The organism is Mucilaginibacter sp. A5337, assembly GCF_059690695.1.
This window is the reverse complement of the sequence record NZ_JCAWEC010000007.1, coordinates 335,517-359,242: the sequence shown is the minus strand read 5'-3', so window position 1 is coordinate 359,242 and position 23,726 is coordinate 335,517. Positions and strand designations below refer to the sequence as shown.

Here is a 23,726-nt window from a genome sequence, read left to right as displayed (position 1 = left end):
TTGTGGTTGAATTGTCATATACTCGCAGTATTCCGAATAGGGGAGTTATAAAACAAATTGAGCCTAATAAGTATCGCTTTAATTAGCGTAACTCATTAAAAATAAGTGGTTACGCTAATTGAAAACTTACCTGTCCGTTCTTTTGCCTGAATCGGGTGGACCGAGATAACTTGGTTTAAGTCCGCCTGTATTTAACACAACCCGTTCCAGTACAACGGCCGGGTCAACCATCCAGTATTTAATCGTATGTTTTCCGGCATGGCTGATATGATGTATCGTAGTTAGTTTCCTGATATTGTTCGATACGGTTTCTGACCAATCCCTGCTGTCTACTTTAGGGGCTGTGTTCACCCGTTGCGGTTGCTCATCATCAATCGATACCGCATAATATAAGCCATTGCCATTTTTAAAATCAAGGGTAGGGGAGATGAAGCATGTAATTGCTACTTTACCGGTATCTGTCAAATTAACATCGTATTCTAAATGCGAAGAAGTTCCTCCCGGGGTTAAACGTGGAGCAGTTACCGGCCAGGGCGTTACGCCCGATATCGTGTTGCCAAAATCAGGAATAACTACCCAGGTTACATTCCCTGACGGTAAGGCCCGGTTATAATGCTCCGCTTCTATAGCTATGAACCCGCTTTTTTGGCCGGAGCCAACCTGCAAATTCAGTCCTGATGGCGCATCGGTAGACTTATGTAAAGAGTCCAAGCCTGCGCCAGCCTTAAACAATTCAGGCATCTTATTAGTCTTCGGATCAAACCATGATACATACCCGATATGCGTTTGGTCCATCATATGGTTCCATTTGCCGTTTGCCAGCTTGGTATTGTAATAGTCTGATATTTCCTGGTCACGGTCAAATAGTTTTTTAACGTTTGCTGCTGCCTGATCGGTCGCTGTGGAGTTTCCTGATTGCGCATAGAATTTGTTTTTCGCAGCCTCAAAATACATCTCATTTAAATTTGCACACGCCTGTATGGGATGAAGTACAAGTTCGAAGTAGGCATCTTTATATTCACTGCCAATAACTGTATTGATTTGCTCTGCTTCGGCCAGTAGGTTGCTGTAATCGCTAACCACCCGACCAAATTCATTATAGTTGGAGAAGCTGTATGTGTTTTGATTTAATAGTTCCGGCTTACATCTGGCATTGTAACGGGTATAACGTGTAAGCATGCCTGCTATTTGGGAGGCATATTGAGTGCCAAATTGCTGCGCCGCCCATTGTTGCGCATAACTACCCAGGTTTGAAGCAGACCATTTTTCGGGGTTCCAGGCATAATCCAGGAAAAAGCTGATCGGGTACTCCATGGGTTTCAGATCGCCTACATTTACAACCCATATCTGCCTGGCGTTATACGTATAGGCCAGGTGCATTTGCTCCCAGGTTTTTGATATGGTGTTGGTGTTTAGCCATTTATAGTTTCTTGGGCCGCCAACATAATCAAAGTGGTAATAAATGCCATAACCGCCCTTTCTTGGCTTTGCTGTTAATGATGGTAGTTTACGGATATTGCCCCAGTTATCATCACACAATAAAAGTGTAACATCATCCGGAACGCGCATCCCCTTATCATAATAATCTTGTACCTCCTTATATAAGGCCCACATCTGCGGAACGCTTTCCGGCGATTTTTTTAGTACTTCTCCTATAATGTTTCGCTGGTCTTTAACAATGTTTTCTAACAGTGCTATATTGCTGCCCTCGGTCATAGGTTTATCGCCGTCACCCCGCATGCCAATGGTTACAACTGTTTCTTTGGTACCCATGTTTTCAATTCCCTGCCGCCAGAATGATTGCAGCACCTCCTTGTTATTTTCGTAATTCCACTCACCTTTGCCATATTTCTTCCATTCTTGCTGCGCGCGGTCCATCGGTTCATGGTGGGATGTGCCCATAACAACGCCATATTCATCGGCAAGTACGGGGTTTTGCATGTCGTCATCATTAAAGGCACTGCCCCACATAGCTGGCCACAGATAATTGCCTTTTAACCGTAAAATAAGCTCAAACATTCTTTCATAGACGAGATGATTGATACCTCCAAATTTTTCACGTGCCCAGCCCGAAAACGCGGGAGCTTCATCATTGATAAAAATGCCGCGGTATTTCACAGCCGGACTGCCATCCGTATGTTTGAGTGGGTTAACATAAATTGCTTTTTTATGTGCAGGAGGCACATCTGCCCACCAGTACCAGGGAGATACGCCTATCTGGGCCGAAAGATCGTAGACCCCGAAAATTGTACCACGTTTATCGCTGCCGGCAATAACAAGTGCCTGGTCAACTCCCGGAAAAGGCCGGTTAACAGCCTGTATTACGTAGCTTTCCCATTTGCCTGCTACTCCGTTAACGTTTAATTGCCCGTTTTTTACCATTTTGTCTATAACCGGATTTTTTCCGAGGGTACCTACAATTACCAGTCTTTTTGATTTAGGAGATGCTGCCAAAACCGCGGTTTTACCGGTTACGGCCTGGATGTCCTTCAAAAAGCTGCCAACTGCCAGCCGCACGCCTGGCCATTCGTTTTCACTTAACCATACCAGCGAGCTGCCTGTTTCATTAACGAGAGGAAAATAACCGGCGGTTATTTGCTCACTTATTAAATGAGGGTGCCCCGGTGACTGGGCCATCACAACGCTTTTAAAAACAATGGTGGATAAAATTGCCAGCGTTAAACTGATTGTTTTTCTAAATATCATCTCTTATTAAAGTTTACTATATCCGGTATGCTTGTTTCGGTTCAGGAGATTGTCCTGGCATCCTAAACAAGGGCTAATGATTTCTTAAATGTTGTTATAAATGGCTTAAAAATGGTATGCTTTATCGGGCAATAAATCCCTTACGGCCTTAAAATTGGTGTAATTTATAAAAATAAAATTGCAATCGATTGCACAATTAAATTTTTGTTGTATCTTGCCTTCGCCAATTAAACAAAGTTTTAACCCAAGTTCCTCTTATGGATTGCTTTATGAACCTTATATATGCCATAATTACGCGTTCTTATAATTTTGCCGTAATTGAGCAATCGATTGCCAATAGGGGTAATTTATTACTACAATTGAATAGAAGGGGTGCTGGGTTCTTAGCTAAATAATTATAAACAATTATCAAAATTTTAAAAAAAAGGAGTTTTTGATGCTTTGGTTTTGCAATCGATTGCGTGAAAATTTCGAATATAAAAAAATATAATGATCAATTGATAAACAAAGGCGGAAGTCAGCCAGTCAAGGACCGGGGATTTTCAGGAAGGACTTATTAAAACCTACACTTCTAACCATTATAAAATGAATTATGCGAGTAAAAATTTACACAAAACATGAATGGGGTGCTGACCTGCCCCTTTTTAAAAAGACGGCTGCAATTTTTTTGATTGCCCTGTTAAGTTTTTTTTCTTTTAACCTGTATGCCCAAAATAAACCTGTTAAAGGGCGGGTGATAGATGAACGGGGACAGGGAATTGCCGGGGCCACCGTACGCGTTAAAGGCGTTAAAAGCGGCACAATTACAGATGCCGACGGCGGTTTCCAGATTTCATCGCCGGGAAATGCCGTTTTGCACATAACATCAGTAGGCTATGTTGCTCAGGACCTTACTTTAAATAACCAGACGAACGTTACGGTAACACTGGCATTAGAGCCTAAAAGCCTGAACGATGTTATTGTTGTGGGATATGGCAGCCAGCGAAAGGAGGCCGTTACCGGTTCTGTTGCTTCCATCAGCGGAGCAAAACTTAACGAAGTGCCATCGGCGAATATTGCGCAGGCCTTACAGGGGCGTGTAGCAGGCGTTGAACTGGCACAAACCTCAACAAAACCGGGTGCAACCATGCAAATCCGTATTCGTGGTACACGTTCCATCAATGCTTCCAACGATCCGTTGATCGTGCTGGATGGGATCCCTTTTGGCGGAACAATTGCCGATATCAGTCCTGATGATATCAAAAGTGTTGACATCCTCAAGGATGCGTCGGCCACGGCAATTTATGGTTCACGTGGTGCCAACGGTGTTATTTTGATCACTACCAAAAAAGGCAGCACTGGCCAGGAGCCCCAGGTAGCATACTCGGGTTATTACGGCGCTAAGGACGTATTGAAATATCCGATGATGCAGTCGGGCAAATATCTTGCACTGAGAAAAAGGGCTGGGCTGAACAAAAACCCTGGCGCAGATGAGGATACTACAGGCAACACCAACACCGATTGGCAACACCTGTTTTACAGACCTGCTGCGGTAACTAATCATGACGTAAGTGTTACCGGCGGTACCAATAAAGGAAGCTATAAATTTGGTGTGGGTTATTATCGCGATGAAGCCCCGGTGCCGCTTTCTCAATATAACCGTATCTCGTTACGCGGATCTCTTGATCAGGGGATAGGTAAACTGTTCAAGGTTGGATTTACTACTAACAACAGCTATAGCATTACCGATGGCTCCAGCATCGGTATGTACGGCGTGTTAAGCATGTCGCCGTTGGCAAATCCTTTCAATGCCGATGGAAGTACCAAAAGGGTGGTTACCATGCCACAGGACATTCAGTGGGTGCAAACCAGGAAAACAATGGATGCACTTGGCGATCAGTACGCGAATCGGACAAAAGAATTTGCTTCTTATAACTCCCTTTATGGCGAAATGAAGATTCCGGGAGTTGAGGGATTAAAATATCGCCTGAACCTGGGCGGTAATATCCGTACCAGCTTTAACGGTAGCTATACTGGTGTTGGTGTTTTTAGTTCTGATCCGGCAAATCCTAATGTTGCATCTACCACTAACTCACTTACTACCCAATGGACAGTTGAAAACTTGTTATTTTACGATAAAACTTTTGCGCAGAAACATACCATCAATGTAACTGCATTATACTCTTCTGAGCAGGTAAATTACAACAATCAGTCTATCAGCAGAAGGAACCTGGCCGGCGATACTTTTCAGTATTATAACCTGGGCCAAACCTCAACCGGTAGTAATGATGATATTACCATTGACCCTAATAACCAGGCTTACACCCAAAGCGGCCTGATGTCATACATGGGGCGTATCATGTACTCATATGATGATCGTTATATGCTCAGCGCTACTTTCAGGAGCGATGCCTCGTCACGACTGGCCGCAGGTCACAAATGGCATAGTTACCCTGCAATTTCAGCAGGCTGGAATATCTCAAGGGAATCTTTCATGAAAGATGTTAATTGGGTTACTTCATTGAAATTGCGTGCTGGTTATGGTCAAACTTCCAACCAGTCGGTAGCGCCTTACGCTACGCTTGGCCAGTTAAGTGTACGCCCATATAACTTTGGCAGCACAAACGCCAATGGTTATTACGTAACTGTACTGCCTAACCCGCAACTGGGCTGGGAATATTCAAAAACTAAAAACCTTGGTTTGGACTTCTCTTTGTTCAACAGCCGTCTTTCCGGTACCGTTGAAGGTTATGTTACCAATACAAACAACCTGTTGTTAAGTGTGGGCTTGCCTTCAACATCAGGCGTAAGCAGTTATACCGGCAACGTAGGTTCAACACAAAACAAAGGTTTTGAGATCTCGCTTAACGGTACCATCATAAGCAATAACAATGGCTGGAGCTGGGATTTAGGAGTAAACCTTTACCGCAACGTTAATAAAGTTGTGAGCCTGGCATCGGGCCAAACCAGGGACGAAAGCAACTGGCTTTTTGTAGGCCATCCTTTAAACGTCATATTCGATTATAAAAAAGTAGGTATCTGGCAGGCCAATGAGGCTACTGCCGTTAAGCAGTACGAAGGCAGCGGAGGACAGGTTGGAATGATCAAGGTATTATATACCGGCGGTTATAATGCCGATGGATCTCCGAGCCGCATCATCGGATCTGCCGATAGACAGATCCTGGATGCTGATCCTAAATTTCAGGGAGGCTTCAATACAAGGGTTGCTTATAAGGCCATTGACCTTACCATAGTAGGCGCATTTGTAAGCGGCGGTATCCTGAACAGCACCCTGTATGGGTCAAATGGTTATCTTAACCTTGAAGACGGGAGGCGCGGACAGATTGATATCAATTACTGGACACCTGATAACCCTGGCGCACAGTTCCCTGATCCTAACGGCCCTAAAAACAGTAACAATCCAAAGTACGGATCTACGCTGGGCTATTTTGACGGATCGTACCTGAAAATACGGGCCATTACCCTGGGCTATAACTTTTCAGGAAAATGGATGAACCATATTGGCATGAAGCGATTGAGGGTTTATGCAACCGCTCAAAATCCATTTGTATTCTTCTCTCCTTATTACAAGCAATCAGGTATGGACCCTGAGCCAAATTCATTTGCCAATGACGGCGGAAATATGGCCGTGGCTTATGGATATGGACAAAGAAGATTGTTAACTGTAGGGTATAATACGCCTAATACACGTAATTATCTGGTAGGTCTTAATGTATCATTTTAAAATATGCAACAATGAATCGAGTATACAACAATATATTAAGGTTATCTGTCCTGACTATGTTTACCATGACAGGTTGTAAAAAAATCCTGGATGAAAAGCCACGTGCAATTTTCACGCCCGATTATTTCAAAACACAGGCTGGTGTGGTAGGTGGTATCACCTCGTGCTACGGGCATATGCGTTATATGTATGGCAATGGTTATTTTCTTAATTCGAACGAGATTAGTACCGATGAAGCAACCTGGGGCCAAAACTCCGATGGTAACGTGAAAAATCTCGACTTTTCAGGAGTAGGAACCATTGATCCTGCATCGAGCAATACCGGTATTTTATGGGGCGCTGCATTCCCTAACATCAATACCGCCAGCGGTGTAATTGAAAATGGTGCAGCGGTTGGCGTTTCAGATGCACTGATCGCAGAAGCCAGGTTTTTCCGTGCTTTTGATTATTTTCTGCTGGTTCAAACCTTTGGCGGCGTACCGCTTGATCTTGGGGCCGGCGAACTGAAATTCAATACCTCTACGGTGCGGACATCTAAACGCAATACCGTACCAGAGGTTTATACCAAAGCAGTGTTTCCGGATTTGCTGACAGCTATTGATAAATTACCAACCTCGGGCCGTGTTGTAGGTGGCGTTACCCAAACTGTAGCACGCCTGTTTTTGGCTAAGGCATATCTAACTTACGGCTGGTGGTTACAAAACCCTAATGGCATCCCTACTTATCCTGATGCGCAACGTACAGATCCGGCCGGCCACAATGCTGCATGGTATTTCCAGGCCGCCTATGATACAGCAACAGCAGCAATTCAAAGCCCTGGTCCGTTTGGCTTACAGCCTACGTTTTATGACGTTAGCCTGGCAACCAATGATCGTAATAACGAAACGCTTTTATATGCCGATCATACCCAGTCGAGCAGTATTTACAACGGTGGCGATCTTAGCTATAGCGGCGGAGGTTTCGGAACAGATAGCTTTGCCGCCTGGTTTGAGCAATGGAACTATACCAACATAAAAAGCAGTACTTCCGCAACGGCATGGGCTGCTGTAAGTTCGGTTCAGCGTGCCGCAGTGCAGTCACTTGGCCGCCCGTGGACAATGCTTGCCCCGCCTCAGGCAATATTTAAAAATACCTTTGCCGATAAGACAAATGATTCGCGTTACGATGGCACATTTGTGACCAGGTACCGTACAAATTTTGTGGAAGCTGCTGTTAAGGTTAATGGGGCCGTACCGGCATTTCTTTACAACGCCAATTTTCTGCCCGTAGCAGAGAATGATCCTGTACTGAGCTTTTTAAATGCAGATGTGGGAGGCGTAGATTACTCAAATGCTAAATTCAACAGTACTGTGGGCGCCGGCGTTTTACCCGGAAGAGCTGATTATGTGATAGAGCCGAGTGCTTTCAGCAGGATCTGCTATCCGGGCACCTGGAAACTGGGGCCATACCGTACCGATAATAACGGTGGCCTTGGATCGCCAAATGCCAGCTTAACACGTCCTTTTCCTGTAGCAAAATTCTCTGAATTGTTTTTTATTGCAGCAGAAGCAGCTGTTAAGGGAGCCACAACTAAGGCCGTTAGCGGAACTTATGCAAATGATGGAACTGCAAGAGGCTTGATCAACGTTATCCGTGCCCGTGCCGGCAAGTGGCGCTTTGATAATGGTAATAACGTAACCAAAATTGAAGACAACAGCGCGGCAATGATCGCAGCTACTCCGGGAACGATCGACATCAACTATATTTTGGCCGAAAGGACACGTGAGTACTTTGGAGAAGGCTATCGTTGGTTTGATTTGGTGCGTACGCAAAAATGGACCGAGCTAAGCAGCAGTTTCCAGATTGCAGGCGCTACAAATCCTAACGATTGGAAAGATCACACAGTTTCAACGGTTAGCCGAACCATTACGCCGGCTTATTATCTGCGCCCGATTCCTCAGTCGCAACTGGATGGAATGGACATGAGCGCTGCGGATAAAAAAGCATATCAAAACCCCGGATATTAATCGGGGGAATACCTTTCATCATCAACAAATAATCAGGGAGAGAAGATCTTTTCTCCCTGATTTATTTATAATTGAGTAATCTTCTCTGTCCGGTTTTTATATGAAATTTAAACAGCCCGTTGCACCCGCACAATTAAGTTTTTTTAAAGAAATCCCTTGCAGGACAAAGCTAAAGCGCTTGCCGCTTGTTTCGTTTTTAGTGATTTTGATATCGATCCCTGCTATCGCCCAACAAAAAAAAGAAAAGCTTACAGCGGGGAGGGAACGGATCAATATCAACAAAGGCTGGATGTTTTACCGGTACGATGATAAAGGCGATAACCTGATATACGATGAACGCCCGGCCGTTTATAACAAACATGACGATATAGTTGCCGACAGCCGCCCGGCGCAGGCCGATTTTGAGGGTACATCCGAAAAGGTGTTAAAAAAATGGATCCTGCCATCCGCCAACGATTTCATTGCAGATGCATCAAAACACTACCTCAGGCCTGCGGGAAATCCCGGTGAAAATTTTCCATTTGTACAGGAAGGCTTTGACGACCGCCAGTGGCAACATATAGATCTTCCGCATGACTGGGCTGCAAAGGGGCCTTTTTATACAGATACCAATGCCATTGTAGGCGGAGGAATGGGCAGATTGCCTGTTCAGGGGATTGCCTGGTACAGGAAAAAGATCACTATCCCGGCTGCCGACAAATCCAAATCTATCTACCTTGATATTGATGGCGCCATGTCATACGCCATGGTGTGGTTAAACGGAAAATTGGTTGGCGGCTGGCCCTATGGTTACAATTCTTTCAGGTTGGATTTAACACCCTATGTCAAATTTGGTGGCGCTAATCAGATTGCTATCAGGTTGGATAACCCGCCCAATTCGTCAAGATGGTATCCCGGGAGCGGCCTTTACCGGAACGTTTGGCTTACTAAAACAAACGCCGTGCAGGTAGCACAATGGGGCACAACGGTCCAAACCTCCAATGTGTCCGAATCATCGGCAACTGTGGCGTTGAAAGTCAATGTAGAAAACAAGGGAAATAAAGATCAGCAGGTAAAAGTGGTTACTGGTATTTACCACACTGATAATGCATCGGGAGTAGAAAAGCCGGTAGTTAATTTTCCGGTATCGGTGATCCATATTAGCAATCACGCAAAGCAATCTGTAACAAAACAGGTAGTGCTTAGCCATCCGGCGCTTTGGGGGCCGTTACCGCAACAAAGGCCTAACCTGTATACTGCAATAACACGACTTTACGTTGGTTCACAGTTGGTTGATACTTACAGAACACCGTTTGGGATACGCGATATTAAATTTGACCCCGTTAAAGGAGTAATAGTTAATGGCCGGCAAATCAGGATCCAGGGTGTTAACCAGCATAACGACCTTGGCGCACTTGGTGTTGCTTTCAACGCCAGGGCAACCGAGCGGCAACTCGAATTGTTAAGGGAATTGGGGTGTAACGCCATCCGCCTGGCGCACAATCCGCCGGCACCCGAGTTGCTTGACATGGCTGATAAAATGGGCTTCCTCGTTATTGATGAAGTGTTTGATTGCTGGAACCAGGGAAAAACTCCATTGGACTTTCACCTTATTTTCCCGGAATGGTATGAAGCAGATATCCGCTCGTTTATCCGCAGGGATAAAAATCATCCATCAATTATTACATGGAGTTTCGGCAACGAGGTAGGGGAGCAGTATACCGGTGATGCCGGGGCCGATGTAGCAAAAAAGCTGGCCGGTATTGTCAAGGACGAAGATCCGGCAAGGCCGACAGCTGCATCCATGAACTATGCTCGGCCCAATATGCCGTTTCCGGAATCAACCGACCTTATCTCCCTCAATTACCAGGGTGAAGGAATCAGGGATGCACCTGCCTATGCGGGGTTAAAAGGTATCAGGACAAGTCCTTTATATCCGGCATTTCACAGCAAATTTCCTCAAAAAATGATTGTAAGCAGTGAAACAGCATCTACCCTGAGTACACGCGGTACCTATATTTACCCGGTTACAAAAGGGATCAGCGCTCCTGTAAATGATACCTCGGGTGGCGACCCACATCACAGGTACGTCAGCGCTTATGAGCTTTATACCGCTCAATTTGGTGCCTCGCCGGATAAAGTTTTTATGTCTCAGGATAAACATCCTTTTGTTGCAGGTGAGTTTGTATGGTCGGGCTGGGACTATATAGGAGAGCCGACACCATATTACAGCTCCCGGAGCTCCTATTCAGGTATTATTGATCTTGCTGGGTTTAAAAAAGACAGGTTTTACCTGTACCAGTCACGCTGGCGTCCGGATCTTCCATTCGCTCACATACTGCCTCATTGGAGCTGGCCAGGAAGAGAGGGGAAAATTACGCCTGTCCATGTTTTTTCTTCGGCTGATGAGGCAGAACTGTTCCTGAATGGCAAATCACAGGGGCGTATAAGAAGAGGCGCGTTTGAATACCGGTTTAGGTGGGATAGCGTTAAATATCAACCCGGACAACTTAAAGTAGTAACTTATAAAAACGGACAATTGTGGGCTACTGAAACTGTCAAAACTGCTGGCGCTGCTTCAAAATTGGAGCTTACAGCAGACCGTAAAGTAATCAAGGCGGACGGATATGATCTTTCGTTCATAACAGTAAAAGTGCTGGATGAAGCAGGTAATTTAGTTCCTGAAGCAAATAATGATATTCAATTCTCAATCACAGGGCCGGGCGAAATTGTTGCGACTGATAACGGGGATCCTTCAGATTTGGTAGCATTTCCGTCAAAGAGCAGAAAGGCCTTTAGCGGTATGGCGTTGGTTATTATAAAATCAAAAAGCGGGCAACCGGGCAAGTTGATAATTAAGGCAGAGTCGACTGATCTGAAACCCGAAAGCGTGACTGTGATGACTAAATAGATTCAGATAGGTGGGTATTTGAGTTTCGGCAAATCGTTTGCCAGAGGCTGTATCATAATGATCAGCCTCTTTTTGTTTTTAGATACTTAAGCGATATATAATTTCTATTTAATTAACTTTATTAATAAAATGGGGGTTAACAGGGTTAACATAATTTAGTGTTAATTTTAGCTTAAAATATTTATAATCAGATGTTTAAGTATTTTTTAGGCCGAAAATGTGTTAACCCCCCTTTTTGTAATATGATCGGCTAAAGTTCAATTTATAGGTAACATAACACCCGGGGCCGTCAATTTGATTTTATGATACAACTTCTTAATAACAGGGTATTGGTTAGAGATTAGGACTGAATATCCCTATGTAGGTCGATAATTTTTCTAAAATAACCTCTTTCCAGCCCTGGGAGCAACGTGCATAGGATTCTTTATCAGGGGTTAATCCTTCATGGGTAAAATGCAGTTTGCCGGGTTTTAGTTTGAATATCATTTTAGTGTTAGTCCATTCCTCCTGGTTTCTCAACCAATTAAGTTTGCTTTCGGTAACCAGCCATATGAGTTGCACTCCCGGCTCGGACACTATCACTCGATGTTTGGCGTAATGTGCTCCAGGATGGTGGATAATGAATTCGTCTCCAACCTGCGCAGCCTTACCTTCAAAATCAGTTGTCCACCAATTGGGTACCTCTGTTATTTTCCGGAAGGCTTCGCCAGATGGGCTGCTGATGGATATAGTGGCATTGTACGAATTCATCTTTGTTTAAAATCTCCCTTACCGGTTTCAAAATATGATTTCAGGCTGCGGGTGATCCAGTGTGTCCAGCCGGGCACGCAGTCTTTAAAACAGGCAATTCCTGCTACAAGGCCCAAATGTGTAAAGGTGAGCGTGTTATCATTAATCTCAAAAACCATGTCTTGACCCTTCCATTCCGTTTTATCTTCGTACCAGGGCATATAGCAGTCATCTACGTGCCACACTACTTTTTTGCCGGGCACAAGCTCGACAACTGTATAGTTAAACCAGGCCTCCGGCCCCATTTTAATCACAAAGTGGTCTCCCTGTTTGTTTGCACTGCCTTCAAAGTTAACACCCCACCAGTTTGTCACCTCGCTTATTTTTTGTAGCGCAGCTTCGGGGCTGATGGTAATATTAATCGTGGTGCTGAAACTGTTGGTGATGAAGTTTTGATAAACTTCCATAATGCCTCCCCATCCTTCATTAATGCTGCGAGCCGCTTCGCCCAGGCGTTCCACATTAAAGTGGGTTAGTTTTACGCGCGTTTGTTTATCGCCTTCCGGGATAAACTCTACCCTTACTTCGGTGTGCAGATCGGGATCAAACCGCAGATCGGCATCGGTTTGCCAATCAAGCGCAAACAAGGCGTAAGGATCGAAGATCAAAACTTTGCCCAATTCGCTTTCATCACCGTCTCTGTTATACCCGACCCAGCGCCCGCCGGCTTTGGGCTCCAGGCCAACCCTTATCATTGGGCAGTCATCGGTATGGCCCGAAGCCGGCCACCAAAGCCCCATTTGGTTTACAAATACTTCAAAGGCGGTCTGTTGCGCCGCCGAAACGATAATTTCTTTTCGGATGGTGTTTAATTCGAGCGTTTCCATAATGGTGATTTAAAGTAAGCATATATGGTTGATAATCCTGCCAGCAGCGAAAACGCTGCGGCAAAGGGAAAGAAATAGATCAGTTCGATAGTACCCATAGAAAGCAGAAATAAACCGACGGGCAGGATGAACCTGCGATTGGGTTCGGCCGAAAGAAGCCAAAGCAGTGCGGTGAGCAACAGCAATACGCCAATCATGATGAAACCGTAACCATCAAAGAAAAGCCCAAGGCTAACGGAGCTGCCCATAAAGGGGAAATGGTTATTGTTCATTCCGTCAACCACGCGCTGTATGGTGGCATTTGGCGCTTGTTTCCAGGTCAACGCACCTATGGTATGGCCCAGTGTGTGCAGCAGCATTAAAATGGCGGCAATACGTAAAGCGATTTTAGGCTTCATATTCAACAGTGTTTTTATAAAGGTTCAGTATCATTCCCCATCCTTCATCCATGCTTTCCACAGCTTTGCCTCCCTCTCCCAAACGGTGGAGGTCTTTGTGTTCCATCAATACGCGGGTAGTTTTAGGGCCTTCAGCAATAAATTGAACTTCGACCTCTGTTGTGACGCCCGGGTCATATTGAAAATTGGCATTAATTTGCCAGTTGAGTACCAACAGATCATAAGGGTTCCAGCTTAGTACCGTACCGACATTTACTTCGCTGCCGTCTTCATGTTTGCTGTACCAGCGCCCGCCTTGTTCCTGCTCCAGCACCATTTCTATCATGGCGCATTTTCCCACATGATGTGTTTTAGGCCACCACAAATCCATTTTTTGGGTGAAAACCTTAAAACAGCTTTCCTGACCGGCGGCAATTAATAGTTCTTTTTTAATATTGGGTATCATATTAGTTTAGGTGTTCGTTTTCTTTTTCGGTTTTTTCGGCCAGTGCCTTGAAATTCGCCAAAGCATCATCCCAGAACTTATCCAGATAATTTCTCATAGCAATGATCCCTTCACGATTAAGTTCATAAATATTGTTATTGCCAACCGTTTTCAGGCTGATCAGCTTTGCTTCTTTCAGTACTTTCAGGTGCTGTGATACCGCAGGGCGGCTCACACTCATCCCTTCAGCAATATGTACCACTGATAAAGGACCTTGTTGTAACTTTTCAAAAATCGACCTCCGGGTCGGATCGCCTAATGCGTTAAAAGCCAGATTGCTGTTCATAGTTTAAATAGTAAGTATTTGCTTACCGTAAGTATAAACTTACTAATAAAAATTGATTTTGCAAATTTTTTTTAATTAACCGGATCGCAGGCCTGCAGCCTAAAAGTTTATTGAATAAAATAGGTTATATCAGTTTCAAAATCACCGGGAATAATATAAGCCTGGAATGTAAAAATTCGATATTTGATAGTACCGGCCGATTCCAATGACTTTGTTACAATAGAGCAGGTGGTACGGGGGCATGATTTAATAATAGGTTAATATTGGTGGTCTACTTTTACCCGCACATCAATTGTATGATATGTTTATCAAGTATTGACAATTGAAAAAAATTAATTAAAAGTTATGTCGCTAAAAAAAATATTATGTCTGATTGCCCTGTTACTTATTTGCAGCAGGTTTGTTCGGGCTCAGGATCTTGCTACTATCGAAAATAAGCGGGTGAAATTGCCAAACGGATGGTCGTTAACACCCGTAGGTAAGAGTTTACCTCTCGGCGACCTGCCTTTAAATATCGCAGTAAGCAAAAGCCACCATTATGCAGCCGTCACCAATAACGGCCAGAGTGTTCAAACTATTCAACTGTTAGATGCCCGTACAGATCGTGAGCTTGATAAAGTATTGATCAGTAAAGCCTGGGGTGGCCTGGTTTTCAGTGCAGACGAGCAATCGCTCTACGCCTCCGGTGGTGATAATAACTGGATTATCCGTTATGCTATCACAAATGATAAGCTGCTTGCTGCTGATACCATAAAACTGGGTGAAGCATGGAGTAAAAAGCCCAATTCGGCATCTATTTCGCCTACCGGCCTGGCTATTGATGATAAACGTGGAATTTTATACGTTGTTACCAAACTTGATAATAGTTTGTACCTTATCGATCTTAAAACAAAAAACATCCTTCAGCAGGTTAAATTAGGTACTGAGGCTTATACCTGTCTGCTATCGCCTGATATGTCAAAGCTGTACATAAGTCTTTGGGGAGGTGATAAGGTGGCCATATTTGATACCAAAGAAAATAAGCTAACGAATGCCATTGCGGTTGGCGATAACCCTAATGACCTGTGTATTTCGCGCAATGGGAAATACTTGTACGTAGCTAACGCCAATGACAATACGGTATCTGTAATTGATGTGCGCAAAGCAAAGGTGCTGGAAACGCTAAATACTGCAGTATCACCAACGCCGCTTAGCGGCACTACCAGTAACTCGGTAGCGCTGAGCAATGATGGAAAAACACTGTATATAGCCAATGCCGATAATAACTGCCTGGCTGTATTTGATGTTACAAAGCCGGGTGCCAGTCAGTCGCTTGGTTTTGTGCCTACAGGCTGGTTCCCGAGTGTTGTGCGCGTTATAGATGATAAATTATATGTTGCCAATGCCAAAGGTTTTTCGTCGCTGCCTAATCCGCATGGGCCTAACCCGGCAGCCAAAAACCAAACAGTGGTACTACATGGGGGCGATCCGTTCAGGCCTGCACGTACAGAATACATTGGCGGCGGCTTACTAATGGGGACTTTGAGCATCATCCCGACACCAACAGCCAAACAACTGCCGGTTTATTCGCAGGCTGTAGTTCACAACACACCTTACCATCGCGAACAGGAAACAACAGCAAGCAGTGAAGATGGTAATCCCATTCCGGCTAAAGTAGGAGCGGCCTCGCCCATAAAATATGTTTTTTATGTTATCCAGGAAAACCGGACGTATGATCAGGTACTGTCAGATATGCCGAAGGGCAATGGTGACACCAGCCTGCTATTGTTTGGCAAACGCATTACGCCCAACCACCACGCATTAGCCGAAAAATTTGTGCTGCTCGACAATTTTTACGTAGATGGCGAAGTTAGCGCCGATGGTCATAACTGGAGCCTGGGTGCCTACGCTACCGATTACATGGAGAAAAACTGGCCAACCAGTTATGGCAACCGTGGTCCGGGTGCAGTTGGCCTCACGGCAAAAAATAAATTATACATTTGGGATCAGGCCAACCGGTTTAATGTGACCTTTCGCACCTACGGCGAGTTTATCAATGCCGATAACACGCCGCAGATCCCTATATTAAAAGATCATTTTACAAAGGCCTATCCAACCCATGATTTGCGTGACCCTGACACCCTGCGGTACCAGGCCTGGGAACATGACTTTGATTCGCTGATGCACAACAATGCCTTGCCACGGCTAAATACCATCCGCATGCTGTCTGACCATACCGAAGGCACCAGCCCGGGCAGGCCTACACCTTTTGCCCATGTTGCAGATAATGACGTTGCGGTTGGCAGGTTAGTAGAGCATATCAGCAAAAGCCCTATCTGGGGAAACAGCGTGATTTTTATACTGGAAGATGATGCCCAGAACGGCCCCGATCATGTTGATGCGCACCGTTCGCCTGCATACATTGCCGGGGGATTTGTAAAACGCAACTTTGTTGATCATACCATGTATTCTACCTCGTCAATGCTGCGTACCATCGAGCTGATCCTCGGTTTACCGCCTATGACACAGTATGATGCATCGGCTACGGCTATGTGGCGTTGTTTTAATAAAACGGCTGATACTACTCCTTTCAACAGCATCCGCTCCAATATTAACCTTAACGAGCTTAACCCCAAGGGTACCAAGCTTGCCGGAATGGCTAAGGGGCTTGACTTTTCGGCCGTTGACCGCGTACCCGACGAGATCATGAACAACATGGTATGGAGAGCCATTAAAGGCGAAAATGCAATTGTACCAACGCCGGTTCGGGCAGCATTTGTAAAAGCTGTCCAAAAAGCTGACGACGATGATTAGTATAAAAAAAAGCGAAAGAGGAGTGCCGGCACTCCTCTTTCGCTTTTTTGCCCTCATTTTTAATTGAAAGCTTTCGAAACTGACTTGCAATTAAAATTGCGAAAGCTAAAAATCCGGTTCACATTTTTATAAGTGAAGTTTTGTTCGTTAAACCCGCTGTACTGTTCAAGTTCAAAATTGGTTAATATTTCAGCAGCCGGATTAAAAGTTGGCATATTCAGGTATTGGGAAAAGTCCGGAAGTACAAAGCTGTTGCAATTACCTGCCGATGGTGAATAGAGTTCAACATTTAAATTGCCACCTGCATGTACATTTAAAAAGCTGGCGTGGTAATAATCAAATTTCCCCGAGCAAGTCGATGAAAAATTCGTAAGGTTATTGCCGCTTACACTAAATGATGCATCAAAACCAGGTGCCTGATCGGGGATGGTTTTTCCTGTCAAAACAAAGGAGTATTGAAACTGCCCGATTGTGTAACCGGTATAAATATCGTACTCCGGAAATGTTTCCCTCGGATAATAAATGTCGCCGCTATTGGCAATAGTGCTCATGGTATAAAATCTGTAGCCTTGTGCATAATCAGTATCGGGTTTAGCATTGATACTGTAAAAGAAGTAATTTCCGGGTGCTGTAACATGCTTTACGAGTGGTGTTTGTGTCAGCTGATGCAGGTCTACATCTAAATCGGCCGTGCCTTTGGGTATCGTTAAAAAATTATAAGAATACTGGTTGTTGCTTAGCATTTGTACCCATAGCTTACTTCCCTCCTGGTATACGAGTTGCTGAAGATAGGCCGTGTCCGAAAGCTTGTTTATGTAACGATCAATAGTTGCCGTGCTCATAGCTATATTATCAAACACCGGAACATTTTTTAAATGAGGTTTAAGAATTGTAAAGTTTTTTTGAGGAAGCCCTTGAGTAATGTTAGTATAAACACTTCCTTTTTTTACCTGAAGGTATCCTGTTATGCTTGGGTTAAAACCGCTGATTATCGGATTAATTACAATGAAAAAGTTAAACCTATCCTGTTCAAAAGCGGTTAAGGACGGCAATTTGAAGGTTGAGGTACCATTTATATATTTTACTGCATTAAGTACTTTGCCGTTTTGGTCTGTAGCTATGAAATAAACATTGCTGTTTATAAAATAATAATCATTGGTATTGATATTCAGCGTTAAAAGTGTGCTTGAGCTGGCGTTAACGCTGTTATACGCAAAGGGAGTGAAAATTACCTGCAATGTGCCATTATTATGCTGTACCCCAAGGTTATATTGGTTCAGCGTAATTGTTGATAGCCTTTTGGTTACGGTTTGCCCGGTTGCGTTATCGCTAAAAGTAACTGCACCGGCAATACCACCTTTAACATACAGGTAGTAATAGCCATTGATAAGTGCAAATTTAAATGGCGATGTTATTGAATCTGCCTTAAACGAAGGTGTGTTATTGGCTGCAACCAGGTTTTTATTGATAGTAATGAGTGCATCATTTGTGGTGCCGGTTAATGAAGCAGTCTGTTTTTGGGCAAGCGTTAACCGGGTAATTTGGGCGTTAAAACGTATAAACGTATCAGCAACGCTTGTTTGGTTTTTTGACGATAGATAGATGTTATAAGTTCCTTTGGGTAAGTCCTTAGTGTAGGTACTTAACTGTGTTAAATCTATACTATCTTTTACAGTTGAGGATACTGTGTTATCTGAATTCAAAAGTTCAAACCTGAATAATCCTTTTCCGCCAAAAACATTAACCCAGGTGCTGTTTACAAATGAAGGGCAGTTAACGCTTTGAATAGAGATTTGGGGTACATCTACATTTTGAGGGGCGTTATCCTGGCTTTTTTTACAACTGTTCAGGATCAGCATTAATCCGGCAAAAAGTGGCAGTAAATATTTTTTCATGTGATAAGGCTAATTAATGCGGATTTGGGTTGATGAAGCTATGTTGAAAGGGTATGATTTAATCGATAACTCTCCGTATGAATTGGATACCGGTATAAGATCGTACTGGTTCATTGCCCTAACAGTGAGGTCTTTCATGTATTGATAGCCATTGCTTAAGCTAAAAGTTATTGTGCCGCTCGTCGCGTCCCTGGCATATAAAAAGTAATAACCATTAGCCTTCGCTAAATTATGTGTTGTTTGGTTGCCCGATTTAAAGGTTGGTGTTACTGTGCTGTCGATCAGTTTAGTACTGATTGTAATTACGGCATCTGTTGTTGTTGCCGCCAGATTTATGGTTTCATCTTTATTGATAGGCACATGATCTGCTTTTGATGTAAACCTTATAAAAGTATCAACTGCTGCTGTACTTTGGGTATTAAGTGTAACATCATAGGTACCGACAACTACCTGTTGCTTATACGAGGCCACATCTTTTAAATTTACAGTAGTTGATATTGACGAGAGTGTTACAGAGTCACTGTTTTGTGGCGTTAATTTTAATGTCGCTGAGCCACCCAAAACCTGCTGCCAATTACTTGGTGGCAATACTAAGTAGTTAGGATGTAGTGATACCGTTACTAATTTTTGGGGTGCCGGATTTACTGAATGTTCTTTTGTGCAGCCCGTAAATAATGCGAATAGTATAAAAAAAATGGGTATTGTTTTTTTCACTGTGAAAGGTTTAGCGGTTTTGAATTTAAAAATAAGAAAAAATATTAGTTATGGTCATTGAACTGAAATTTTTAAGAGTAGGCTGGAGGGTTATCATATAGTCAATATTCCAGGTTTTGTATTACAAATTCGCTTATAGCTGTAATTATGATGCTTATCTTTGAGCAGATATGAGCATATTACCGGTTAAATCAAAGATCAGTGCCGATCAGGTATTGAAGATCAGTCCTTTTAAAGAGGTGATAAAGCCTACGGTGCCTCATAAACATGCCGGCTACTTTGAGCTGATTGTTTTGAGCGACGGCGCGGGAGAGCATCTGATAGATGATATCGTTTACGAAGTAAGCCATCCGGTGATTTTTTTTCTTAAGCCCGGGCAAACACATTGCTGGGATTTTACGCGCATACCTAAAGGATTTGTATTGCTTTTTAAAGAGGAATTATTGTCGGCTGATCTTCTGCCTATCATTTACCAGTTGAATACGCAGATCCATCTCTCCGGTGATTCCGGGTATCTATCGCTGTTAACTTTATTTAATGAAGAATATCGCCGCGGAGCGGATGTTAAGATTTTAACGGCCTATCTGCGTTTATTGCTCGAAAAAACAGATGCACTTGCAAGGCAAGCACCACGACCACCGGCCCATGCTTTGTACTATAAGTTTAAGAGCCTCTTGTATACCAATAGTATCCGTTTAACCAGGGTACAGGAATATGCCGATACGCTTGGCATATCCTCCAACAGGCTTAACCTGATTTGCCGGGAGGCTTGTGGAAAAAGCCCGTCAGCCATGCTCAACGAACGTCTGCTGCTGGAAGCAAAAACGCTGCTCACCTCAACCAACGGGTCGATAAAGGAGATAGCGCATACCCTTCAGTTTACCGATACTTCCCACTTTGTTAAGTTTTTTAAGGCGGCTACCAACCTGACACCCGGCGTTTACCGCGACCTGCTCGTTGCTAAAGGTTAAATATACCGTATATCGAGGCAATAGTACCGTATTGCGGCAGCCACCCTCTTTAATTTTACAGCAGTAAATATGAAAAAACTGCTGCTGCTTACCGTACTGCTTTGTTACACAATTTTTCTTTCTGCGCAAACCGCCCGAATTAGGGGGCGGGTAATTGACGGCCAGACCCTGCGGCCTGTAGCGTATGCAAGCGTGGCAGTATTTCGTTTGAGCGATTCTGTTTTGGTTGCAGGAACACTTTCCCTAACCAACGGAGGTTTTGAAATTGATAAGATCAGGGCGGGGGCTTATCGTTTAAAAATAGCTTTTATAGGTTATCATGATGTCATCAAAACGGACCTCAGGTTAAATGAAGAACAGCAACTCAACCTGGGCGATTTTAAATTGCAACCGGCAAATACACAACTGAATGAAGTGAGTGTAAAAGGAAAGCAGGCGAACGCCGTTAACAAGATAGATAAACAGGTTTACCGGGCCGGGCAGTTTGAAGCGGCCAAAGGAGGGTCGGCTATTGATGTGATCAAAAATTTGCCCTCAGTATCAGTTAACGGAGAGGGCAACATCAGCATGCGCGGATCTGAAAGTTTTATGGTACTCGTAAACGGCAAACCCGTTATTACCGACGCACAAACTGTATTATCACAAATACCGGCCAATTCAGTTGAGAATATCGAGGTGCTGACGTCGCCCTCGGCCAAATATGATCCCGACGGACGGGGAGGGATGCTCAATATCATCACAAAAAAAGGAGCCATAGATGGCGTAACTTTAACAGTGAATGCCCAGGGCGGCCTACCCAGTACCGGCGATTTCGGGAATACGCGCGAGCCTGTACGTTTTGGCAGCGACATTACGCTAAACTACAGGAAAGGTAAATGGGATGCATCTGTTAGCGGCAATTATAACCGGAACGATAACGCCGGTTACCGTGAGGGAGATGCTTATACCAAAAACGTTACAGCAGGTACCATCACGAGGTTTCCATCGACAGGCGAACGCAGTTTTAAGAAATATAATTATGCTGGCCGGGCTTCCATCAGCTTTACGCCAAATGCCGCTGATGTCTTTTCGGGTGGCCTGTTCCTGGGGCGCCGTTATCAGGACCGCGTAGCCGATCTACTGTATCATAATACCACATCAAACCTGGGCAACAATGCGCTGATTAAAAATACCACATATTATAACTCAAACCTGCAAACCAAGGAGGGAAGTTTTGCATTGGCCAATTTTGATTATACCCATACTTTTGGCGATAAGTCTACACTGGCTGCCGGGATGGTTTACGAACATGCCGATCTGTACGGAAATACCAAAAACCGTAACCTGTATTATCCAAATACTGCTGATACTATTCAATATGTTTACAATCCTTATAAACGGCCCATTACCAGCTACCGTTTCAGGCTTGATCATAGTGTACCAATAGGTAAAGGCAAACTGGAAAGCGGCTACCAGCTGCGCTATGATACGCAGGATGGGAAGTTTGATTATTTGGTAACACCGCCAGCTTCGCAACCTGATGCAAACAAATTTCAGGGTAGTTTGCATGCAAAAAATATTATCAACTCGGTTTACAGTCAGTATTCCGGTAAATCGGGCCAATGGGAGTATAATGGTGGCCTGCGCTATGAATACGCCACACGGTTAGTGAACCTTTCATATGATGCGAACCCTCACCGGCTTAACCTGTCCAATTTGTTTCCATCGGTATTGCTGCAATACAGCCTGAATAACAATTGGAAACTAAAGGCCGATTACAGTAAACGGATTAACCGTACCACCAACCTGGAGCTAAATCCCATACCCGAACGTGAGCACTCGGAGACGCTTGAGGAAGGCGACCCCGATTTGCTTCCCGAATTTATCGATCAGGCTGAGCTGGGGATAACCCATAGTTTTAGTGCCGGTTCTTTTTTTGTTACGGGCTATTATCAGCATATTAAAAATCCAATCCAACGCCTTAACAGTGTTTATGCAGATACCATTCTGAACCGTGTTTATACCAATGCAGGTTCGGCCAACCAGATTGGTGCTGAAATGGGTACTAATCTTCAGCTAAAAAAATGGTGGAACCTATATGTAGGGGGCAATGCCTTTAACTATCACATCAGCGGGGATATCCGCATCCTGGGGCAGCCAGTTGGTGTCAACAACCGCCGCTGGGCTTACACATTGAACATGAACACGGCTTTTCAGTTAAGTAAAACCTGGAGCACGCAAGCTAATTTTAATTATCTATCCAAACGACCAACCGCTCAAGGAGAAGATTCCCAATATTTTATTCCAAATACTTCTGTAAAGAAAACGTTTATGAATGGCAGGTTGTCGGCCTCTGTGCTGTGGCAAAATATGGGCATATTTAATTCGGCCAGGCAGCGCATTACCACTTCGGGTGTTGATTTTTATACTACCACCAATTATATCTACGAAACCAACGTGTTGTTGATCAATCTTAGCTTCAATCTCAATCGTTTTGTGAGTAAACTGAAATTACCGGGCAGCGAGTTGAATGACCGCGAGTTTTAGTTAGGCGGCTACCACCTCATTTGTAGGTGGCTGCTTTAGTGACGAAAAAGAAGCAAACGGAAAAAAATAACGGCTGTAGAAGTATATTTTAAACAACTTCTCAGGTGTTTCAATGCTACCGTGATCTGATTTTCGACGGTGCGTTTAGAAACGCCAAAGCTGTCGGCTATTTCCTGGTTCGACAGGTTTTTCACCCGGCTCAGATAAAAAATTTCCTGGCATCGCTTTGGCAGCTGTATCAAATATTGCTGTAATTCCTGTTGAAGCTCCATTTCAATTAAATGGTCTTCGCCTTCGTTGTTATGAAAAGGTTCGTTTTTCGGATGGGTATCGCCCAAAACTAAAGTAAGCGGTTTTGCAGCCCGCGTACGGTTATATACCTGGTAACGTGCAGCCGTAAGCATGAACGTTGGGAATGACTCTATTTCAAGCGTTTGGCGCCTGTTCCAGATATTCAGGAAAATATCGTGCACCAGTTCCTCGCTTGTGTCCTGGTTTTTGAGGTAACCTTTTGCCAGCTTATACAACCTTACCCAGTACCTGTCAAACAGGGCAGTAAATGCCACCTCGTCGTTATTACGTACGGCATTCCACAACTCGGCATCTGTTAAGGACGTGTAAAGCATATAATTGGTTAGGTAAATGTATAAAAAGAGGCGCTAATTTTTAAAATTTTAAAGAAAGTGACAGAAAGTTCAAAAAAGTATGTGTGTACTG

At 44.0% G+C, this 23,726-nt stretch carries 15 protein-coding genes; 6 read left to right on the top strand and 9 right to left on the bottom strand.

Features of this window, described 5'->3' with window-relative positions; all coding sequences use genetic code 11:
* Window positions 1-126: 126 nt before the first annotated feature.
* A complete protein-coding gene (locus tag AC59JO_RS24075) occupies window positions 127-2,706 on the bottom strand; it encodes a glycosyl hydrolase 115 family protein (RefSeq protein WP_497308565.1) in 2,580 nt (859 codons plus the stop codon).
* Between the two features lie 592 nt (window positions 2,707-3,298).
* On the opposite strand from AC59JO_RS24075, the gene AC59JO_RS24070 reads away from it, so the two are divergent.
* The 3 genes from AC59JO_RS24070 (at window position 3,299) to galB (ending at window position 11,326) form a co-directional block, all read left to right on the top strand.
* Window positions 3,299-6,430 carry a SusC/RagA family TonB-linked outer membrane protein gene (locus AC59JO_RS24070; protein WP_497308563.1) on the top strand — a complete coding sequence of 1,044 codons (3,132 nt, stop codon included), beginning with the start codon at window positions 3,299-3,301 and terminating at the stop codon, window positions 6,428-6,430.
* 11 nt (window positions 6,431-6,441) lie between these two features.
* The gene (locus AC59JO_RS24065; protein ID WP_497308561.1) at window positions 6,442-8,436 is read left to right on the top strand and encodes a RagB/SusD family nutrient uptake outer membrane protein; all 1,995 of its coding nucleotides are present in this window, start codon (window positions 6,442-6,444) and stop codon (window positions 8,434-8,436) included.
* Window positions 8,437-8,536: 100 nt separating this feature from the next.
* Window positions 8,537-11,326, top strand: coding sequence for a beta-galactosidase GalB (gene galB / locus AC59JO_RS24060; RefSeq protein ID WP_497308559.1), 2,790 nt, complete (start codon window positions 8,537-8,539; stop codon window positions 11,324-11,326).
* A gap of 333 nt (window positions 11,327-11,659) precedes the next feature.
* Here galB and AC59JO_RS24055 read toward each other — a convergent pair whose 3' ends face one another.
* Genes AC59JO_RS24055 through AC59JO_RS24035 form a run of 5 tightly spaced genes read right to left on the bottom strand, consistent with a single transcriptional unit; the run spans window position 11,660 to window position 14,110 of the window.
* Window positions 11,660-12,076 carry an SRPBCC family protein gene (locus AC59JO_RS24055; RefSeq protein WP_497308557.1) on the bottom strand — a complete coding sequence of 139 codons (417 nt, stop codon included), beginning with the start codon at window positions 12,074-12,076 and terminating at the stop codon, window positions 11,660-11,662.
* Window positions 12,073-12,942: an SRPBCC domain-containing protein gene (locus AC59JO_RS24050; protein WP_497308555.1), complete on the bottom strand. Its 870-nt coding sequence runs from the start codon at window positions 12,940-12,942 to the stop codon at window positions 12,073-12,075. The genes AC59JO_RS24055 and AC59JO_RS24050 overlap by 4 nt, the downstream gene beginning before the upstream one ends.
* Window positions 12,924-13,340, bottom strand: a complete 417-nt coding sequence (locus AC59JO_RS24045; protein WP_497308553.1) for an LIC_13387 family protein — start codon at window positions 13,338-13,340, stop codon at window positions 12,924-12,926. The genes AC59JO_RS24050 and AC59JO_RS24045 overlap by 19 nt, the downstream gene beginning before the upstream one ends.
* The gene (locus AC59JO_RS24040; protein ID WP_497308551.1) at window positions 13,330-13,785 is read right to left on the bottom strand and encodes an SRPBCC family protein; all 456 of its coding nucleotides are present in this window, start codon (window positions 13,783-13,785) and stop codon (window positions 13,330-13,332) included. The genes AC59JO_RS24045 and AC59JO_RS24040 overlap by 11 nt, the downstream gene beginning before the upstream one ends.
* Window position 13,786: 1 nt before the next feature.
* A complete protein-coding gene (locus AC59JO_RS24035; RefSeq protein WP_091214294.1) occupies window positions 13,787-14,110 on the bottom strand; it encodes an ArsR/SmtB family transcription factor in 324 nt (107 codons plus the stop codon).
* A 345-nt stretch (window positions 14,111-14,455) separates the two neighbouring features.
* Between AC59JO_RS24035 and AC59JO_RS24030 the strand changes: the two genes are divergently transcribed.
* Window positions 14,456-16,903 (top strand): bifunctional YncE family protein/alkaline phosphatase family protein, encoded by a 2,448-nt coding sequence (locus AC59JO_RS24030; protein ID WP_497308549.1) that lies wholly within the window; start codon window positions 14,456-14,458, stop codon window positions 16,901-16,903.
* A 59-nt stretch (window positions 16,904-16,962) separates the two neighbouring features.
* Here AC59JO_RS24030 and AC59JO_RS24025 read toward each other — a convergent pair whose 3' ends face one another.
* Together AC59JO_RS24025 and AC59JO_RS24020 are read right to left on the bottom strand one after the other, a co-directional pair.
* Complete coding sequence (locus AC59JO_RS24025; protein WP_497308547.1) at window positions 16,963-18,798, bottom strand: hypothetical protein; 1,836 nt, start codon at window positions 18,796-18,798, stop codon at window positions 16,963-16,965.
* Between the two features lie 9 nt (window positions 18,799-18,807).
* Complete coding sequence (locus AC59JO_RS24020; protein ID WP_497308545.1) at window positions 18,808-19,512, bottom strand: hypothetical protein; 705 nt, start codon at window positions 19,510-19,512, stop codon at window positions 18,808-18,810.
* 170 nt (window positions 19,513-19,682) lie between these two features.
* Here AC59JO_RS24020 and AC59JO_RS24015 point away from each other — a divergent pair, with 170 nt between their 5' ends.
* A complete protein-coding gene (locus AC59JO_RS24015) occupies window positions 19,683-20,483 on the top strand; it encodes a helix-turn-helix domain-containing protein (RefSeq protein WP_497308543.1) in 801 nt (266 codons plus the stop codon).
* Window positions 20,484-20,552: 69 nt separating this feature from the next.
* On the top strand, window positions 20,553-23,009 hold the full coding sequence (locus tag AC59JO_RS24010) for a TonB-dependent receptor (protein WP_497308541.1): 2,457 nt from the start codon (window positions 20,553-20,555) through the stop codon (window positions 23,007-23,009).
* Between the two features lie 35 nt (window positions 23,010-23,044).
* Here the strand turns inward: AC59JO_RS24010 and AC59JO_RS24005 are convergent, their stop codons facing one another.
* Window positions 23,045-23,635: an RNA polymerase sigma factor gene (locus tag AC59JO_RS24005; RefSeq protein WP_497308539.1), complete on the bottom strand. Its 591-nt coding sequence runs from the start codon at window positions 23,633-23,635 to the stop codon at window positions 23,045-23,047.
* Window positions 23,636-23,726 lie beyond the last annotated feature (91 nt).

What these genes read in the sequence shown, in the direction of transcription:
- AC59JO_RS24055 (WP_497308557.1), bottom strand. Translation starts at nt 12,076, where the DNA reads ATGAATTCGTACAATGCCACTATATCCATCAGCAGCCCATCTGGCGAA.
- AC59JO_RS24025 (WP_497308547.1), bottom strand. Translation starts at nt 18,798, where the DNA reads ATGAAAAAATATTTACTGCCACTTTTTGCCGGATTAATGCTGATCCTG.
- AC59JO_RS24035 (WP_091214294.1), bottom strand. Translation starts at nt 14,110, where the DNA reads ATGAACAGCAATCTGGCTTTTAACGCATTAGGCGATCCGACCCGGAGG.
- AC59JO_RS24050 (WP_497308555.1), bottom strand. Translation starts at nt 12,942, where the DNA reads ATGGAAACGCTCGAATTAAACACCATCCGAAAAGAAATTATCGTTTCG.
- AC59JO_RS24040 (WP_497308551.1), bottom strand. Translation starts at nt 13,785, where the DNA reads ATGATACCCAATATTAAAAAAGAACTATTAATTGCCGCCGGTCAGGAA.
- galB (WP_497308559.1), top strand. Translation starts at nt 8,537, where the DNA reads ATGAAATTTAAACAGCCCGTTGCACCCGCACAATTAAGTTTTTTTAAA.
- AC59JO_RS24075 (WP_497308565.1), bottom strand. Translation starts at nt 2,706, where the DNA reads ATGATATTTAGAAAAACAATCAGTTTAACGCTGGCAATTTTATCCACC.
- AC59JO_RS24010 (WP_497308541.1), top strand. Translation starts at nt 20,553, where the DNA reads ATGAAAAAACTGCTGCTGCTTACCGTACTGCTTTGTTACACAATTTTT.
- AC59JO_RS24015 (WP_497308543.1), top strand. Translation starts at nt 19,683, where the DNA reads ATGAGCATATTACCGGTTAAATCAAAGATCAGTGCCGATCAGGTATTG.
- AC59JO_RS24005 (WP_497308539.1), bottom strand. Translation starts at nt 23,635, where the DNA reads ATGCTTTACACGTCCTTAACAGATGCCGAGTTGTGGAATGCCGTACGT.
- AC59JO_RS24045 (WP_497308553.1), bottom strand. Translation starts at nt 13,340, where the DNA reads ATGAAGCCTAAAATCGCTTTACGTATTGCCGCCATTTTAATGCTGCTG.
- AC59JO_RS24070 (WP_497308563.1), top strand. Translation starts at nt 3,299, where the DNA reads ATGCGAGTAAAAATTTACACAAAACATGAATGGGGTGCTGACCTGCCC.
- AC59JO_RS24030 (WP_497308549.1), top strand. Translation starts at nt 14,456, where the DNA reads ATGTCGCTAAAAAAAATATTATGTCTGATTGCCCTGTTACTTATTTGC.
- AC59JO_RS24065 (WP_497308561.1), top strand. Translation starts at nt 6,442, where the DNA reads ATGAATCGAGTATACAACAATATATTAAGGTTATCTGTCCTGACTATG.